Consider the following 16,758-nt stretch of genomic DNA (forward strand, 5'->3'; position numbering starts at 1 on the left):
GCGAGCCGTGGCGGCGCGGTCACTCCAGAGCGCGCAGCGCCGCCGCCGCGTCGGCGACGCAGTCGGCGAAACCGGGCCGGTCGTCGGAGATCCAGCGCGCGAACGCGACCTGGAAGACCGTCACCGCGCTGTGCGCGGCGAGGCTCGCGGTGGGTTCGTCGACCCCGCGCTCGTGCAGCGCCCGGATCGTCGCGTCCGTCATCGAGGCGAGCTTGAGCAGTTCGCGTTCCTGCAGGCTCGGGTTCGCCGCGATGATCGCGGAGCGCCGCACGGTGCGGTCCCGGCGGTCCCGCAGCAGCTCGCCGCCCGCGACCACGCCGGCCAACGCCGCGTCCAGCGGGGACAGCTCCTCCGGCGCGGCGAGGATCGCGTCGTGGGCGGTCCGCTGCATGGTCCCGGAGCCGTCGAAGAGGACTTCGCGCTTGTCGGCGAAGTGCCGGAAGAAGGTCCGCTCGGTGACGCCGGCGCGGGCGGCGATATCGCCAGCGGTGGTCTGCTCGAAGCCGCGCTCGGCGAAGAGCTCCAAGGCGGCGCGGATCATCCGCCCTTGCGCGTCCGGTTCCCATCGAGCCATGCCCAGAAGAGTAGCGATGACAGCCACTGCCATCAGCTGCTACCGTTGATGTCAGCAACTGACATAACGAACAAGGGAGATCGCGTTGCGCGTCTTCATCACCGGCGCCTCCGGCTGGATCGGCTCGGCCGTCACCGACGAGCTGCTCGCCCACGGCTACGAGGTCACCGGCCTGGCCCGCTCCGACGCCTCGGCCGCGGCCCTGGAAGCCAAGGGCGCCGCCACCCACCGCGGCGATCTCGACGACCCGGACGGCTTGGCCGCGGCCGCCGCGAAGGCCGACGGCGTCATCCACCTCGCCTTCAAGCACGACTTCTCCGACTACGCCGGGGCTGGCCGCAGCGAGCGCACCGCCGTCCAGCGGATGCTGGAGGCGATGGGCGGGGACCGGCCGTTCCTGCTCGCCTCCGGCCTCATGAAAGGCGACCTGGACCGGCCGTTGACCGAGGACGACGTCCTGCCGCAGCACGGCGCCGACGCGGCTCGCGGTGGCAGCGAGAACCTCGCGCTGTCCTACGCCGGCCGCGGTGTCCGCGCCGTCGCGCTGCGGTTCTCCGCGACCGTGCACGGCATGGGCGACCCCGGCTTCACCTCCGTGCTGACGAAGATCGCGAAGGAGCGCGGCGCGGCCGGCTACATCGGCGACGGCTCGACCCGCTGGCCCGCGGTGCACCGCGCCGACGCCGCGCGCATGGTCCGGCTCGGCCTGGAGAAGGCCCCGGCGGGCTCGCGGCTGCACGCGGTCGCCGAAGGCGGAATCCCCTCCCGCGACATCGCGGGCGCGATCGGCGAACAGCTCGGCGTGCCCGCGATCTCGGTCGCTCCTGAGGACGCCGAGGCCCACTTCGGCTGGATCGGCGGCTTCTTCGGCATGGACGCCGACGCGACGAACGAACGCACCCGGGAGCTCCTGGACTGGACGCCCACGGGCCCGACCCTCCTGGAGGACATCGCCGCCGGGGCCTACGCACTACCGGAGTGACACCCCCGTTGCTCCGTTCCGAGGGGTCCTTTCGGAATGATCTTTTGATCGTTGCCTTGTCAGTGGCGGAGCCGCTGAGCGACCAGCTACACAGGTCATTCCGGAAGGACCCGCAACTCGGAACAGCACGGGATTCGCTTCCCGAACCATCACGGCGAGTCGGCGACCGGCTCGCCGTTGAGCTCTCCTTGCACCACCAGACGGTCGTTCCGGTCGGGCGTGACCGACCACAGCACGTTCATGTGCCGATTCAGCATGAGGGGATTCCGCCCGTCCGGCTCTGCGCGATCGAGGGACGCGTAGGCCACCCGGTCCGCCGGCTCCTTCGGCCGGACGAACACGAAGACCTCACCGGCTTCGTTCGTCGCCGACATCGGCTGTCCAGTGTAGACACCGCTGAAACCGGGGACGGGGAGCCAGCGCCCAGGCCAGGTATTGGGAGCCTCGGACTTCTCGCTGACCTGCCACAACACGCCGAGTTCGTCCAATGCGAACAGATGCAGCAGCCCGTCACCTCCCAGCGTCACCGTAGGCGGAGCCGCCAGCGGCTTGTCGCCGAACGGCTGATCCGAATGCTCGCCCCACTGGTCCTTTTCGCTTCCGTGCTGCGCCCAGGTGCGAAGTCGCTTCGTCTCCAGGTCCAACGCGAAGACCCGCAGGTATCCGTATTGGTCGATGTGGACCTTCGGGTCTCCGAAGATCGACGGAATCTCATCCCCCGCGCCGTGCATCGGTTCCGGACCGACCCACCGGTCCTCGCCGGGATTCCGCTGGGTGATGTGCCACAGCGTGTTCGCTTTGCCGCGGAAGAACACTTCGAGCTTTCCGTCCGAGTTCTGGATCGCCGCCGGCCGCCCTTGCACGTTGTCGACCTTCCCCATTGTTCTCCAGGCGCTCTTCGCGGCTCGCACGGCACCACCGGCCGACAGGTTGTACCGCAACTTGCCATCCTTGTTGACCGCGAACGCCACCATCCTTCCGTTGGCATCCGGCACGATGACGGGGACCTCGCTGACCCCGCCGCCGATGTTCTCCGGCCCGGCCCACGAGCCGTTCGCCTGCTGCCGGTATCGGTGGACGTCGGTCCCGGCTCGCTGCACTGTGACCAGGCTTCCGTCGGCGCCCCGGGCCGTGGAGCCGGCTGGAAAATCACATCCGGCTTCGTCGGCGCGCTCCACGCAAGGCATCGGGCTCGACGACGGAGGTTCGGGCGAGGCGGACGCCTCCGTGCCCGTCGGGTTCGTGGGCACGGGCAAGGAAAGGCCCGAAGCAGACGGCGGATCCGGTCGACCTTGCGATTCAGGCCCGTTCCCGGACCACAGCGCCGGAGTCGCGACGGCCGCCACCAGCACGGCTGCGGTCGCCGCCAGGACGGCGAACATCCGCTTCCGCTGACGGATCACGGCCCGCTCCGCCGGACTCGCGGGCAGCAGCGCGGGAGCCGAGGTGTGCGCGGCGTTGGGGGCGAGCACCAGGTCGTCGATGCGTTCGCTGCCGCGCTGGCGGGGCCGGGGCAGTCCGCGCCGGTGCAGCTCGCGGTCCAGACCGCGGTAGACGTCGCGCATGCTCAGCTGCGCCGGGCCGGTGGGATCGCCGCGGTCGAGCAGCCGGATCAGCTCACCGGTGAACGCGGTGTGCGGCGCTCCAGGAGGCGCGAGGGCGACCTGATCACGAGCGGCGGAGGTCAGGATGTACCCGCCGTGCACGTCGGCCAGGTCGATCGGGTCCTGCGAGCTGAGCGTGCCGATCGCGCGGCCGGAGAAGCAGCAGTCCAGCACCACGACGATCGCGCGGGCCCGGCTCTTGAGCAGGCTCCGCCGGATCGTCGTGAAGGGCACGGAGCTGTGCTCCAGCCGGTTGGCGTTCGGGTCGGTCGCCCTGGTCGCCAAGTACAGCTCACCGTCGGCGCTGACGAACCCGTGCCCCACGTAGTGCACGAGCAGCACATCCGTCGCCTGATCCGCCGCTTCCGCCACCGCGAGCCCCATCCGCATCGGATCGGCCGAATCCAAGATCCGAATGATCTGCTCCGAACGCACCCCGCACCGGTTCCGCAGGACGTGAGCCAGATCTTCCATGGTGGATTCGACGGCGGGAACCGGCGGCGCGGCGGCGTCGTTCGCGCAGGCCTGCGTGCCGACCAGGACCACCCTGCTACCCGGTGATTTCAACTCAGTCATCGACGCGCCCCTCCAGCCGTGGAGTACCGGGATTCACCGTGCCGGCAAACGTCCGCAGTGCACGTAATTTCCCCGACGCATCGACACCGGTGATGGAAATTTCCAAATTCACAGGAACCCCCTATTTTCGAGTTCGATGCGACGAGACTCGTGGCGCATTTCGAAAGCTACGGCGACACGTTAGCGCGCGACGCGATCCCCACGAGGGCGACGTGGCTCATTCTGCCATCATTTCGCGAGCACTCCGCAAGAATGCGGATTGATTCGGACGATCGAGCATTGCGAATCCGGTTGAGATACCTCAACACCGGAGATACGGTATCTCCGCGCATTTCGAAATCAACGGTCGACCGACCCCGACTGCCAGGCTCGGAGCCGCACGCTCCGATGTTCATCCACAGTGGACACGGGTCCGGCCACGGGCGGTGCACCGCAGCCGCCGCGGACGCGCGTTCACGTGATCACAGCACGTCCGCGACCATGGCGCCGTCCTTCTCCCCGTGCACCGTCAACCGGCCCGACTCGTCCGGCGTGACGGACCACAGGACGTCCATGGGTCGTTCCAGCGTTCCCGGCACCGGGCCGCCGCCGGAGGCGTAGACCACGCGGCCGGGCTTCTCCGCGAGCTGGGCGAACACCGTCACGCCGCCGTCGGCGTTCGTCGCCGCCACCGGCGAGCCCGTGTGGACGCCTTCGAGCCCTGGAACGGGGTTCGAGCTCGCCGGCCAGCTGTTGGGGGCGCCCTCTATGGTCTGCCACAGCGCTCCGGATTCGTCCAGGGCGAACAAGTGCATCCGCCCGTCCCCTTGCAGAGCCACCGTCGGCGCCGCCTTGAGCGGCCTGTCGCGGAACGGGTTCTGCGGATTCTCCTTGAAGCTCTGGCCGGGCTTCTGCGCCCAGGCGCGAAGAGTCCTGGTCTCCTTGTCCAACGCGAAGACCCGCAGCGTGCCGTTGCGGTCGATGTGCACCTCGGGGTCCCCGAAGATCGGCGCGGCCGAGTTCTTGTCGCCCATCAGGACGGCGCCGCCCCACTTGTCCTCCCCGGCTTCGAGTTGACTGATGCTCCAGAGCTCGTCGCCGGCGTCCCGGAAGAACACCGTGATCTTCCCCGTGCCGTCCTTGGCCGCCGCAGGTCTTCCGCGCGCATCGCCGACGTGCGCCAACTGCCGCCAGTTGCCCTTCGCGGCACGGACATCACCGCCGATCGCCAGGTTGTACTCCAGCTTGCCGCTCTCGTCGACCCCGAACGCGATCAGTTTTTCGTTGGAATCCGGCAGGATGACGGCACCGTGGGCGACCGCGTCCCCGAGCTCCTCCGGTTGAGCCAGCGAACCGTCAGGCCGCTGCTGGTACCGGACGACGCCCGCCGCATCCTGGTGCAGCGTCACGAACCTGCCCTGGCTGTCAAGAGCGGTCGACGGCGCGGGGGCGTCGCAGTCGGCCGGAGCGGACCGGCTCGCGCATCCGCTCGGCGGTGGCGTGGGCGAGACCGGATCGGAGGACCCGAACTGCACCGCCACCGCAAGCGCCGCTCCAGTCGCCAGGAGAGCAACGAGCAATCGTCTTCCAGGCACGGCAGGCCACCTGAGAGCACCCCGCTTCCCGAGAGCACCCCGCTTCCTGGAAGCACTCCGCTTCGGCGGCGCAGGAGGCAGTGGAGCCGTTCGCGGCGGGACGGTGGTCGCGGAGTGCGCGGCATTCGCGGCCAGCACCAGGTCGTCGATGCGTTCGCTGCCGCGCTGGCGGGGCCGGGGCAGTCCGCGCCGGTGCAGCTCCCGGTCCAAACTCCGGAAGACGTCGCGCATGCTCAGCAGCGCCGGACCGGTGGGATCGCCGCGGTCGAGCAGCCGGATCAGCTCACCGGTGAACGCGGTGTGCCGGGCCCCGGGAGGCGCCAGCGCGACCTGATCACGCGCCGCCGAAGTCAGCACGTACCCACCGTGCACATCTGCGAGATCGATCGGGTCCTGCGAGCTGAGCGTGCCGATCGCGCGGCCGGAGAAGCAGCAGTCCAGCACCACGACGATCGCGCGGGCCCGGCTGTTGAGCAGGCTCCGCCGGATCGAGGAGTACGCGACGGAACTGTGCTCCAGCCGGTACGACTCGGGGTCCGTCGCCTTCGTCGCCAAGTACAGCTCACCGTCGGCGCTGACGAACCCGTGCCCCACGTAGTGCACGAGCAGCACATCCGTCGCCTGATCCGCCGCTTCCGCCACCGCGAGCCCCATCCGCATCGGATCGGCCGAATCCAAGATCCGAATGATCTGCTCCGAACGCACCCCGCACCGCTTCGCCAGCACGCCCGCCAGATCGTCCATAGTGGACTCGACAGCGGGAACCGGCGGCGCCGCGACGTCGTTCGCGCAGCTCTGCGTGCCGACCAGGACCACCCTGCTACCCGGCGAGCGCAACTCGGCCATCGCCGGATCATCCCTCCAGGCGCGACGCATCGGACGTGGTCGCGGCGAGCGCCGTGGACAGTTCGTTCGCGAGCCGCCCGCGAGCGGTCAGGTCCGCTGCTCGCAGCTGCCCGGCGGACAACGTGCCACCGGTGCCGTCGGCGGTCCTGGTGACGGTGCAGGCGACCTCGGCGGCCCGGTGCTGCAACCACGTGCTCACGGCGGTGACGACTCCGGACGTCGTCGCCCCGGTTCCCAGCGCCACCAGGATCAACGTCGGAACGGTGCCGAGATGACCTGGTTCGGGAGGACGTTCGACGAGCTGCACGCGCCCTCGCAGCTCCGGCTCCTCGGCCAGCCACGTCCGCAGTGCGCGCAAGTCGTCCGCCGCATCGTCCCCGGTCAGCGAGATCTCCAGGTCCACGTCGACCCCCTGTTGTCGAGTTCGAAACGGCGAAACGCGTCCGGAAGTCAGCGAATTCCGCGGAGCCACGTTAGCGCGAGTCACGACGCGCGCGAAGGCGGTGGGTCCTTTTCGCCGCACATTCACGAAAAACCCGCACGGGCGCACGTTCGGGTCGTCCGATCGAACCAACGGAATCGAGCTCGACGACACGCACGGTGATCAATTCGAGCTCGAACCCGACAGGACGCCGATTTTCACCCGGCACGGAATCGCACGTGCGGATTTCCATCCACAATGGACACCGAGCACCGCACGCCGTACACGTCGGCCACGAGCTGCTCGGTCAGCACCTCCGCCGGGGTTCCGGTGGCCACCACCCGACCGCCGGAGAGCACCGCGAGTTCGTCGCAGAACATCCCCGCCAAGTTCAGGTCGTGCAGGGCGATCACGCTGGTCACCGGCAGTCGCCGCACCAGCGCGAGCAGTTCCAGCTGGTGGGCGATGTCGAGGTGGTTCGTCGGCTCATCGAGGATCAGTTCCGCCGGTTCCTGCGCCAAGGCCCGCGCGATCTGCGCGCGTTGCCGTTCCCCACCGGAGAGGCTGTGCCAGCGCCGGTCCGCCAGCCCGTCGAGCCCGGTCTGCGCCAGCACCCGCCGGATGATCTCCGCGTCGGCCGGGTTCGCGCCGCCCCAGCCGTTGCGGTGCGGGGTGCGGCCGAGGGCGACCACCTCGGTCACGGTGAGATCGACGTCGGTGCCCACCTGCTGCTCCACCACCGCCACCCGGCGAGCCAGGTCGCGCCGGGGCCACTGCGGCACCGCGCGCCCGCCGATCTCGACGGCCCCGGAGCTCGGTCGCCGCAGTCCGGCCAGCAGCCGCAGCAGCGAGGACTTCCCGGACCCGTTCGGCCCGAGCAGGCCCACCGTGCGGCCCTCGTCGACGCGCAGGCCCACCCCGTCGAGGATCAGCGCGCCTCCGGCGGACCAGGACACGTCGTGCGCGGACAAGCTCACGACACCCTCCCCCGCTTGGCCAGCAGCACGGCGAACGCGGGCACGCCGACGAGCGCGGTGACGACGCCGACGGGCACTTCCTGCGGGGCGGCGATGGTCGTGGCCAGCACGTCCACCCACACCAGCAGCACCGCGCCGAGCACGGCGGTCACCGGCAGCAGCGCGCGGTGGCGCGGACCCACGAGCAGCCGCGCGGCCTGCGGCAGCACCAGCCCGACGAAACCGATCGCACCGGCGGCGGCCACCAGCGTCGCGGCCAGCAGCGCGGTCGCCACCAGCAGCACCGCCCGCAACCGTGCCACCCGGACGCCGAGGGAGGCCGCGGCGTCCTGCCCGAACGCGAACGCGTCCAGCGCCCCCGCCCGCGACAGGCACAGCACCAGGCACACCGCGCACACCGCCGCGGAGATCGCGACGTCGTTCCACCGCGCGCCGGACAACGACCCCAGCAACCAGAACAGCACCCCGCGGGTCTGCTCCGCGTCCGCCGAGGTGATCACGATGTAGGAGGTGAGCGCGGAGAACAGCTGGGTTCCCGCGACCCCGGCGAGCACCGTGTGCCCGGCCGCTCCGCCCGCGACCGAGGCGAGCAGCATCACCAGTGCGAACGCCACCAGCGCCCCGGCGAACGCGCCCGCGGTGAGCCCGATCGCACCCGCGCCGAGCCCGAGCACCACGACCGACACCGCGCCGGTGGACGCTCCGGCGGACACGCCGAGCAGGAACGGATCGGCGAGCGGGTTGCGCAGCAGCGATTGCAGCACCGCCCCGCACACGCCGAGCCCGGCTCCGCAGATCGCGGCCAGCAGCGCCCGCGGCAGCCGCAGCTGCCACACGATGCCCTGACCGATGCGGGAGACGTCGGTGTCGAGCAGGCCCAGCCGATCGGCGACCACGCTGCCGACGTCGCCGACGGTGAGGTGCGCCGGCCCGAGCGTGACCGCGACCGCGATCGACAGCAGCAGCGCCGGAATCCCGGCGAGCACGATCGCGACCGGCGGCAGTCTCCCCGCGGACGGCACTGCCGTCACCGCTGGCGGTCCATCTCGACGAGCCGGTCCGCGAGCCGTTCGATGCCCCGCACGGTGCGCATGCTGACGTTGAGCTCGGTACCCGTCATGCCCATCAGGTGCCCGTCGCGCACCGCCGCGAGCCGGGACACCGCCGGATCCTCGTGCAGGAACCGGGTCTTCGCCGCCAGCCCGTCGCCTTCGCCGTCGCGGGTGAGGTCGCCGAGCACCAGCAGGTCCGGGTCGCGCGCGAGGACGTCCTCCCAGGACACCTGCGGCCACATCGAGCTGATGTCCGCGTAGGCGTTGCGCACGCCCAGCGCGCGGGTCATGACCGCGGGTGATCCGGTGGAACCCGCCATGTACGGCGATTCGGTGCGGGCGAACCAGAACAGCACCGAGGTCTCGGCGCGGGAGTCGAGCCCGGCGACCTTCCGCTGCGCCGCCGCGACCCGGCCGCGCAGCTGCTCGGTGAGCGCGTGACCACGTTCGGGGACGCCGAACAGGTCGGCGATCTCCTGCACCTCGCGGTAGATGTCGTCGAGCTCCACCGGTTTCGGCAGCGGCGCCTCCTCCGGGAAGCAGTTGCTCGGCGACAGGTACGTCGGCACGCCCAGCTCACCGAACCGCTCGCGGTCGGCGACCCCCTCATCGGTGAACACGGCCTTGTAGGCGCCGAGCACGAAGTCCGGTTCGGTGCCCAGCACCGACTCGAACGACGGGTTGTTGTCGGCCAGCCGCGGCACCCGCGAGTTCGCCTCCGCCAGCGCCGGATCGACCGGGTCGGTCCAGGTCGCGGTGCCCACCATCCGATCCGCCAGCCCCAAGGCCAGCATGATCTCGGTCGTGGACTGGTTCAGCGACACCGCGCGCCGCGGCGGCGCTTCGACGGTGACGTCGGTGTCGCAGTTGCGCACCGTCGTCGCGGCCTCGCCGCGGATGGTGTCGTCGGCGGGCGCGGCGCACGAGACCAGCACGGCGGCGGCCAGCGCCACCAGCCCGAGGCGTAACGAGCGGGCGTGCGAGAACGGCATGGCACGAGGTTCCTCACCCCGGACCCAGGCGCGGAGTCCGGCAGGCTGCGACCCGGAACCGCCTGCGGTCCGGGGAGCCGGCCAGGTCTTCGGGCTCGGGCTCAGCGGGCGAGATCCCTTCCCGGACCGGGAGGTCCAGTGGTTCCGGCCGTGGCCGTCCTCGCCCATCGCCCCTACCGCTGCGCGTCAGCTCCGGCTTCCGACCGGATTCCCTGCCCTCACGGGCGCGACAGGCTCCCGAGCACCCTAACCGGACATCCCACTACCCCATCAAGGTGATGTTCCTCGCCGTGAGTAGGGGTGAGCGGCCTGCATAGGTGGTCGGGTGGCGGAACCTCAGTCGCTTCCTCGCTGCGGGATCTTTTTCCCGAGTGGCTCCGCCACGAGGGAAAAAGCTGTCCTCGCGAGAAACCCACTGAGAACCCGCGGGTGGTCGAGCTGCGTGCGTGGTCGCTGCTCAGCGACTTCGTCGCTGACAAGACGCAGACGTCACCAGGTGACGGGGAGTCTTGCGATTCCGTTGCCCATTTGTTCGTCGTCTTCGGAATCGGTGGGCATGCCGACCTTTTCGATCGGGACGGCGAGGGTGAGCTCGGGCAGGCGGCGCAGGAGCGCTCCGTAGACCTCTTGGAGTTCGATGCGCGCGAGGGGGGCACCGATGCAGTGCGACAGGCCGTGGCTGAACGCCAAGTGCGGGTTGGGGCTGCGGCCGACGTCGAAGGTCTCCGGGTCGTCGAAGACGCGGTCGTCGAACGACGGCGAGTAGTGGTCGCACAGCACCAGGTCACCGGCCTTGATGACGACACCGCCGATCTCGATGTCCTCGCCGGCGTAGCGGGGCTGGAAGGACTCGTCGACCTTGCTCAGCCGCAGCACCTCCTCGACGGCGGTCTCCAGCAGGCCGGGGTCGCGCACGACGCGTTCGCGCTGCTCGGGGTGCGAGGCGAACAGGGCGATGCCCGCGCTGAGGTTCGTCGGCGTCACCAGGTACGAGAAGCTGATCGTGGAGATCAGTTCGCACACCGTGCCGTCGTCGATCTCCGCCTCGCACAGCGCGGAGATGAGGTGCTCGTCCGGTTCGCGGCGCTTCTCCGCGACCAGTTCCTGCAGGTAGGCGAACAGCTCTTGGGCTCCGACGGCCACCTTCTCCGACTCGTCGAGCCGTCCGGCCCCGGCCAGCATCGCCATGAACCGGTCGTGCTCAGCCACGCCGAGCAGGTCGCAGAGCACTTCGAACGACAGCGGCAGCGACAGCTCCGCGTGCAGGTCCACCGGCGGCGCGGACGCCGTGATCCGGTCCAGGTGCGCGGCGACGCGCGCGGCGACCCGCTCCCGCAGCGCGACCATCCGCTTCGCGGAGAAGTGGGGGGTGAGCGCGGCGCGGGTCTTCACGTGGATCTCGCGCGCCACCTCCGGATCGTCGCTGCGCACCAGGGTGTCCAGCAGCGGGCTGTCGAGGTAGCGGGGCCGGTTCTCCGGGTCGGGGTGGGAGCGGCCGATGCGGCGGTCCTTGAGCAGTTGCTTGAGCTCGGCGAGCCGGGTCACCAGCCACGCCTCATCACCGGCGCGGGTGCGCACCTTGACGACGGGGCCGCGTTCGCGCAGCTGCCGCATCAGCGGGCTCAGCCTGCCGACCACGGACCCTTCGGACTTCAGCAGCGGCAGCTCGTCGACGGTCATGGATGTGTCCTCCGCGGCGGGGCAGCGATCATGGGCGTGCCGCCGACGTTAGGCCCCATTCGCTGGGGAAAAGACCACACCGCGGGAGCGGGTCGGCCCTCGGCGCCGGCAGCGGACGCCGCACTCGATCCGGACCGGACGGTCACCGCCGAAACGTGAAGTGATGACCGCTTTCATGATCCCACCCGAACACGAGCAGCATGAAGACGAAGTTCACCAGCGCGGAAGTCCACAACGCGATGAGCGGCGACATCCACTGACCTAGCACGACCACTCCTCCGGAGAGCGCGAACAGGACAGCACCCGGACCAACTAGGAGCCCGACGACTCCCCCCAGCGCGGAAACAGTCGCACCAGCACGCGACAGCAGTACATCTCGTCCCACGAAGAAGTAGGCGATCGAAGCCATCATGGCGGCGGACACCGACGGGAGGAGGATGAATCCTTGGACACCCGTTTCGATGGAATCGGGATCGGAGCGGATCGCTCGCCCGACGGGATCCCACTCCGCGGGGATGTCGCCCCACCTCAGACCGATGGCAGCCAAGATCAGGACGAGCACCAGGATCACGAAGATCCCTACCCGCTGCCAGGGTGTTCGAACCGCTTTGCGCTGCGGCCTCGCGATGCGGTACGTCTTGGGGATCTTGTAGCTCTTGTGCCCATCGTGCGTCCTCGAACCGATCGTGGCCGCACCATCCCGGGCAGCGTGCTCATGGCGGGCGACGTCCACCGCGGCGCTCCGCCGCGTCGATGGCTTGACCGTCGCCACTGCTGGAGATTCCGGCTCCGAGCGCCCGGCGAGTTCGGCACGCGCGTCCGACGGCGAACTCCTGCACAGCGCCAGATCTCCTGCCGCGTTCACCGCGCGACGCTGCGGGCGCGGCAGTCCGTGCGAGGAGAGTCGGCGGTCGACGTGGCGGAACAGTTCGTCGAGGCTCACGGGGCCGGACGTGCCCAGCGCCTCCAGCATCGCGCCGGTGAACGCCGTGTGCCGCTGCCCCGCGGGCGCGTGCGACACCGAGGTGGCCGTGGTCGAGGTCATGATGTACGTACCGGCGATGTCGACCTTCCCCGCGATCACGTTCCGCGGCTCGGCCCACGCCGAAAGCAGAGCCGATTCGGAAAAGCCCCTGATGCGGCCGCTTGCTCGAGACCGGATCTCTCAGACGCACTCTCCCGGCTTGCACCGATCACGTAGGGGTTCTCTGATTCCGGCGGCGGAGATCCAGGACCGCCGATGCCGCTCGCAGTGCGCGCACCTGCCCACCGCACGAGCGTGCGCAGGCGGAGCGCGACCCCTCATCTCGCGTCGTGGGCGGCGATCGCTCGGTCGATGTCGTCGGCGAGGAGGTGGTGGTTGAGGGCGATGGCGGCCTTCGAACCGGCGGCTGCCGCGTTGACGAGCTGGGCGGGGCTGTCCGAGACGTTGCCCGCCGCCCACACTCCCGCGACGCTGGTCTGGCCGGAGGGGTCGACGCGGACCCAGTCGTCGTCGCCGGCCTCGCAGCCCAGCGACGTCAGCAGCTCGTCGCGCGGTACGAACCTCGGGCCGACGAAAACGGTGCTGCGAGCGACGATCCGGCCGTCGGCGAGTTCCACGGCGGACACCGCGTCCGCCTCGGTCACGACGCGCACCACCTCCCCGTCGACGATCCGCACTCCGCGGGCCAGCAGGCGGTGGCGTTCGTCGTCGGTCAGCGCGATCCGGTTCGGGAAGAACACGACGTCGTCGGACCACTGCCGGATCAGCTGCGCCTGGTGCAGCGAGAACGGCCGGTTGTCGCCGCCGACCACGGCCAGCGGGGTGTCGCGCACCTCGAAACCGTGGCAGTACGGGCAGTGCAGCACGTCGCGGCCCCAGCGCTCGCGCAGTCCGGCGATCTCCGGCAGTTCGTCGCGCAACCCGGTGGCCACCAGCACCGCGCGGGCGGTGAGCACGTCGTCGCCGTCGAGGCGGATCGCGAATCCGCCGTCGGCGCGTTCGAGACCGGAGACCCGCGCGTCGCGGATCTCGCCGCCGTAGTGGCGGACCTCCTCCCGCCCGGCCGCGACCAGCTCGGCCGGGTCCGCACCGTCCCTGGACGGAAAACCGTGCAGGTGGCGGGAAGGCGCGTTGCGCGGCTCCCCCGCGTCGAGCAGCACGACCTGCCGCCGGGATCGGCCCAGCATCATCGCGGCGGCCAGGCCCGCGGCCCCGCCGCCGATGATCACAACGTCCTCGTCCAGCATGTTCGCCCTCCCGGATCTCCATCGCCGTCGCCCCGGGCGAACACGCGGTCAGCGGCCCGCTCCGGAGCGGGCCGCCCTGATGTTCACCGTCCGGAGGCGGTTACACTCGAAACGTAACAAGTAGTTCACCGGTTAACGAAATGGGATGGCCTTGTCCTTCCTCCAAGAGCGCGCGCAGGAGTCGTGGAGCGCCGGGAACCCGGACCTCGACACCTCCCCCATGGCGGTCGTCGCGCTGATCAACCGCATCGCCGCCGTGCTGGAACAGGCCACGGAACAGCTCTACGACAGCGCCGCGCTCACCCCGGCCGAGGTCAAACTGCTCGTACCGCTGCGCCACCTCGAAGAACCCGTCACCGCGGCGTACCTGGCGGCGCAACTCGGCATGTCGCGCGCGGGCGTGAGCAAAACCCTGGCCAAGCTGGACAGGCGCGGATTCATCACGCGCACCGCGAAACCGGCCGACCGCCGTGCCACCCACATCAGCATCACGCCGGAAGCCGAGCGCACCATCGACGACGTCTTCCCCCGCGAGCTCGACGCCCACGCGCGGTTGCTCGCCGACCTCGGCCAGGAACGCGACGCGGTGCTCACCGCCCTGCACCGCCTCGCCGACACGATGGAATCCCACGCCTCCGACGCACCCCGACGAGCGACGTCGACCTGATCAGCGATGCGCCCGTGCGGATCGGCGAGCCTTACGACCTTCCGCCGTCCGACACGCAGCGCCGAGCCCCGTACCGGTGATCGTCGATCGTCCGGCAAGCTGTCCTGGACGATCGCGCGAGCAGCACCCCGAGATGACCACCCGTCCGGCGGATGTTCGCGGGTGCCGAGGCCGGTATCGGTGACGGGCGCCGACGTTCTGGGGAGGCGACGCATGGGACCGACGGGCTCCGACGAGCGTGCCGTGCCGATCGAGCCGAGGACGGCGCGGGCGGCGGCAGCGGTGCTGCGGGCCGCGCGGTCGTGGCGCGCGGCGGCGACGGCGCTGCTGGCGGAGCCGGACCGGCTGCGCGACTCGGCGCGGGAGCAGTACGAGGCCGCGCGGCGCCACGAGGTCCGCGGGCGGCTGCGGGAAATGCCGGTGAGCAGGCTCCGCGAGGCCGCTACCGGCCGGTTGCGGCTCGGCGAACTGGAGCGGTCCGGGTTCCGGACCGTCGCGGACGTGGCCGATGCCGGGCCGGACCGGCTGCGGGCCGTGCCGGGCGTCGGCCCCGCCACCGCGCGCGACGCCGTGGCCGCCGCCGAACGGATCTCGCAGGTGACGGCGCAGGACACCGTGGTGCGCCTCGACCCGGATCGGCGCGACTCGGCGCACACCGGGCTGCTCGCGACGCTGCGGGCGTGGGAGGTCGCCGGGGAGCAGGCGTCGGCCCAGCGGGACGCGGCGCGCCGCGGGGTCGGCGAGCTGGACGAGCTGGAACCGGTCGCGCACCGCACCGGCAGCAGGTTCCGGATGCTGCTGACCGGCCGTCGCGGCAAGGCGACCGCGCGGGAAGCGTTGGGGCGCCTGGAAGACCTGCTCGCCGACCCGAGCGCCGACCGGGTGCGCGCGGCCGCGGACGAAGCCGTCGGCGCCGAGGCGCGGCAGGTTCCCGACGAGCTGTGGCGGGACTACCAGCGGCGTGCCGCCACGTACAACACGCTGCTCAGCGAGCTGACCGGCCACGCGAGCACCGACGCGCGGTCGGCGACCGGTCACCTGCCGCCGGAGCAGGAACGGCAGGTCACCTCGACCTCGCTGGACACCCGGCTGATGCGGGTCGCGCTGCGCGGCTACCAGGCGTTCGGGGCGAAGTTCGCGCTCGCCCGGCGGCGCTGCATCCTCGGCGACGAGATGGGGCTGGGCAAGACCGTGGAGGCGCTCGCCGCGATGGCCCACCTCGCGGCCGGCGGCGCGCGGCACTTCCTCGTGGTGTGCCCGGCCAGCGTGCTGATCAACTGGGTGGAGGAGACGGCCCGGCACAGCGCGCTCGTCCCGCACCCGCTGCACGGCCCCACCCGGGACGCGGACGCGCGCGAGTGGCTGCGCGACGGCGGTGTCGCGGTGACCACGTTCGACACCCTGCAGCGGCTGCGGCTGGACTCGGCGCCGCTGGCGATGGTCGTCGTGGACGAAGCGCACTACATCAAGAACCCGCAGGCGAAGCGGTCCCAGGCGGTCGTCTCGGTCGTGGCCGGAGCCGGCCGCGCGCTGCTGCTCACCGGCACGCCGATGGAGAACCGGGTGGAGGAGTTCCGCACCCTGGTCGGCTACCTGCAACCGGAGGTGGCGCGGCAGCTGGACGCGCGGGATGCGTTGTCCCCCAACCGTTTCCGCAGAGCGGTGGCACCGGCGTACCTGCGGCGCAACCAGCAGGACGTGCTCACCGAACTACCCGAGCTGATCGAGCTGGAGGACTGGGTGGAGCTCGGCGGCACCGCCGAATCCCGCGCCTACCTGGCCGGGGTGCGCGACGGGAACATGATGGCGATGCGCCGCGCCGCCTACGCGTCCTCGCGTTCCGCGAAGCTGGAGCGGTTGCGCGAGATCGTCGAGGACGCCGCCGCCGAGCAGTGGAAGGTCGTGGTGTTCACGAACTTCCTCGACGTCATCGACACCGTGCGCGCCGCCCTCGGACCGGCCGTGATGCCGCTGGCGTTGACCGGTGCGCTGTCCGCCCGCGGCAAGCAGGACCTGATCGACGAGTTCACCGAACGCGAAGGTCACGCCGTGCTGCTCGCCCAGATCCTCGCCGGTGGCACGGGGCTCAACATCCAGGCGGCGAACGTCGTGATCCTCGCCGAGCCGCAGCTCAAACCCAGCACGGAGGACCAGGCCATCGCCAGGTGCCACCGCATGGGCCAGACGCGGAAGGTCCACGTGCACCGCATCCTCGCCAAGGACAGCGTGGACGAACGCCTCACCGAGACCTTGGTGGCGAAGTCCGAGATCTTCGACGCCTACGCCCGCGAGAGCACCGCGAAGCTCGCCGATCCTGAGGCGCTGAACACCGCACCGCTCGCCGAAGCGCAGCACGACGGCACGGCCGCCGAACGGCGCATCGTCGCGGCCGAACGCCACCGCCTCGGCCTCGGCTGAGCCCGAACGGCTCGCGGGCCCGGAAGGCCGCGTTACCCGTTCGGCCGAACAGGAGTCCTTGGCGCACCGCTTCGTGCCCTCCCGTCCCGGCTCGGCGCCTGCCGGACAACCGCGAGCGCACTGATCACGTCGACCGGCTGACCCGTTGAACGAGCTGGGAGCC

The 16,758-nt window shown here is 70.8% G+C and carries 13 protein-coding genes and 1 riboswitch; of the genes, 3 read left to right on the forward strand and 10 right to left on the reverse strand.

Annotated features, from left to right (window positions below; all coding sequences use genetic code 11):
• Positions 1 to 19: 19 nt before the first annotated feature.
• Entirely contained in the window at positions 20 to 574 is a 555-nt protein-coding gene (locus tag ACWD38_RS02425) for a TetR family transcriptional regulator (protein WP_450123171.1), read from the reverse strand.
• Between the two features lie 85 nt (positions 575 to 659).
• Between ACWD38_RS02425 and ACWD38_RS02430 the strand changes: the two genes are divergently transcribed.
• Positions 660 to 1,556: an SDR family oxidoreductase gene (locus ACWD38_RS02430; RefSeq protein WP_450123172.1), complete on the forward strand. Its 897-nt coding sequence runs from the start codon at positions 660 to 662 to the stop codon at positions 1,554 to 1,556.
• Positions 1,557 to 1,705: 149 nt separating this feature from the next.
• On the opposite strand, the gene ACWD38_RS02435 is transcribed toward ACWD38_RS02430, so the two are convergent.
• The 9 genes from ACWD38_RS02435 to ACWD38_RS02475 form a co-directional block, all read right to left on the reverse strand.
• Positions 1,706 to 3,736: a caspase, EACC1-associated type gene (locus ACWD38_RS02435; protein ID WP_450123173.1), complete on the reverse strand. Its 2,031-nt coding sequence runs from the start codon at positions 3,734 to 3,736 to the stop codon at positions 1,706 to 1,708.
• 461 nt (positions 3,737 to 4,197) lie between these two features.
• A complete protein-coding gene (locus tag ACWD38_RS02440; protein WP_184478814.1) occupies positions 4,198 to 6,156 on the reverse strand; it encodes a caspase, EACC1-associated type in 1,959 nt (652 codons plus the stop codon).
• A 7-nt stretch (positions 6,157 to 6,163) separates the two neighbouring features.
• Positions 6,164 to 6,559: an effector-associated constant component EACC1 gene (locus ACWD38_RS02445; RefSeq protein WP_184478813.1), complete on the reverse strand. Its 396-nt coding sequence runs from the start codon at positions 6,557 to 6,559 to the stop codon at positions 6,164 to 6,166.
• Positions 6,560 to 6,795: 236 nt separating this feature from the next.
• Entirely contained in the window at positions 6,796 to 7,554 is a 759-nt protein-coding gene (locus ACWD38_RS02450; RefSeq protein WP_450123174.1) for an ABC transporter ATP-binding protein, read from the reverse strand.
• On the reverse strand, positions 7,551 to 8,585 hold the full coding sequence (locus ACWD38_RS02455; RefSeq protein WP_450123175.1) for a FecCD family ABC transporter permease: 1,035 nt from the start codon (positions 8,583 to 8,585) through the stop codon (positions 7,551 to 7,553). The genes ACWD38_RS02450 and ACWD38_RS02455 overlap by 4 nt, the downstream gene beginning before the upstream one ends.
• Positions 8,582 to 9,598: an ABC transporter substrate-binding protein gene (locus ACWD38_RS02460; RefSeq protein WP_450123176.1), complete on the reverse strand. Its 1,017-nt coding sequence runs from the start codon at positions 9,596 to 9,598 to the stop codon at positions 8,582 to 8,584. Before ACWD38_RS02460 ends, ACWD38_RS02455 begins: the two co-directional genes overlap by 4 nt.
• Before the next feature lie 83 nt (positions 9,599 to 9,681).
• Positions 9,682 to 9,812, reverse strand: a riboswitch (cobalamin riboswitch).
• A gap of 275 nt (positions 9,813 to 10,087) precedes the next feature.
• On the reverse strand, positions 10,088 to 11,278 hold the full coding sequence (locus tag ACWD38_RS02465) for a cytochrome P450 (protein WP_450123177.1): 1,191 nt from the start codon (positions 11,276 to 11,278) through the stop codon (positions 10,088 to 10,090).
• Positions 11,279 to 11,420: 142 nt separating this feature from the next.
• Positions 11,421 to 12,362, reverse strand: coding sequence for a hypothetical protein (locus tag ACWD38_RS02470; protein ID WP_450123178.1), 942 nt, complete (start codon positions 12,360 to 12,362; stop codon positions 11,421 to 11,423).
• Between the two features lie 218 nt (positions 12,363 to 12,580).
• Positions 12,581 to 13,510 (reverse strand): NAD(P)/FAD-dependent oxidoreductase, encoded by a 930-nt coding sequence (locus ACWD38_RS02475; RefSeq protein WP_450123179.1) that lies wholly within the window; start codon positions 13,508 to 13,510, stop codon positions 12,581 to 12,583.
• A gap of 145 nt (positions 13,511 to 13,655) precedes the next feature.
• Here ACWD38_RS02475 and ACWD38_RS02480 point away from each other — a divergent pair, with 145 nt between their 5' ends.
• Positions 13,656 to 14,177, forward strand: a complete 522-nt coding sequence (locus ACWD38_RS02480; RefSeq protein ID WP_450123180.1) for a MarR family winged helix-turn-helix transcriptional regulator — start codon at positions 13,656 to 13,658, stop codon at positions 14,175 to 14,177.
• A 213-nt stretch (positions 14,178 to 14,390) separates the two neighbouring features.
• Complete coding sequence (locus ACWD38_RS02485; protein ID WP_184478806.1) at positions 14,391 to 16,595, forward strand: DEAD/DEAH box helicase; 2,205 nt, start codon at positions 14,391 to 14,393, stop codon at positions 16,593 to 16,595.
• The last annotated feature ends 163 nt before the right edge of the window (positions 16,596 to 16,758 follow it).

Source organism: Saccharopolyspora sp. NPDC002578 (assembly GCF_053592695.1).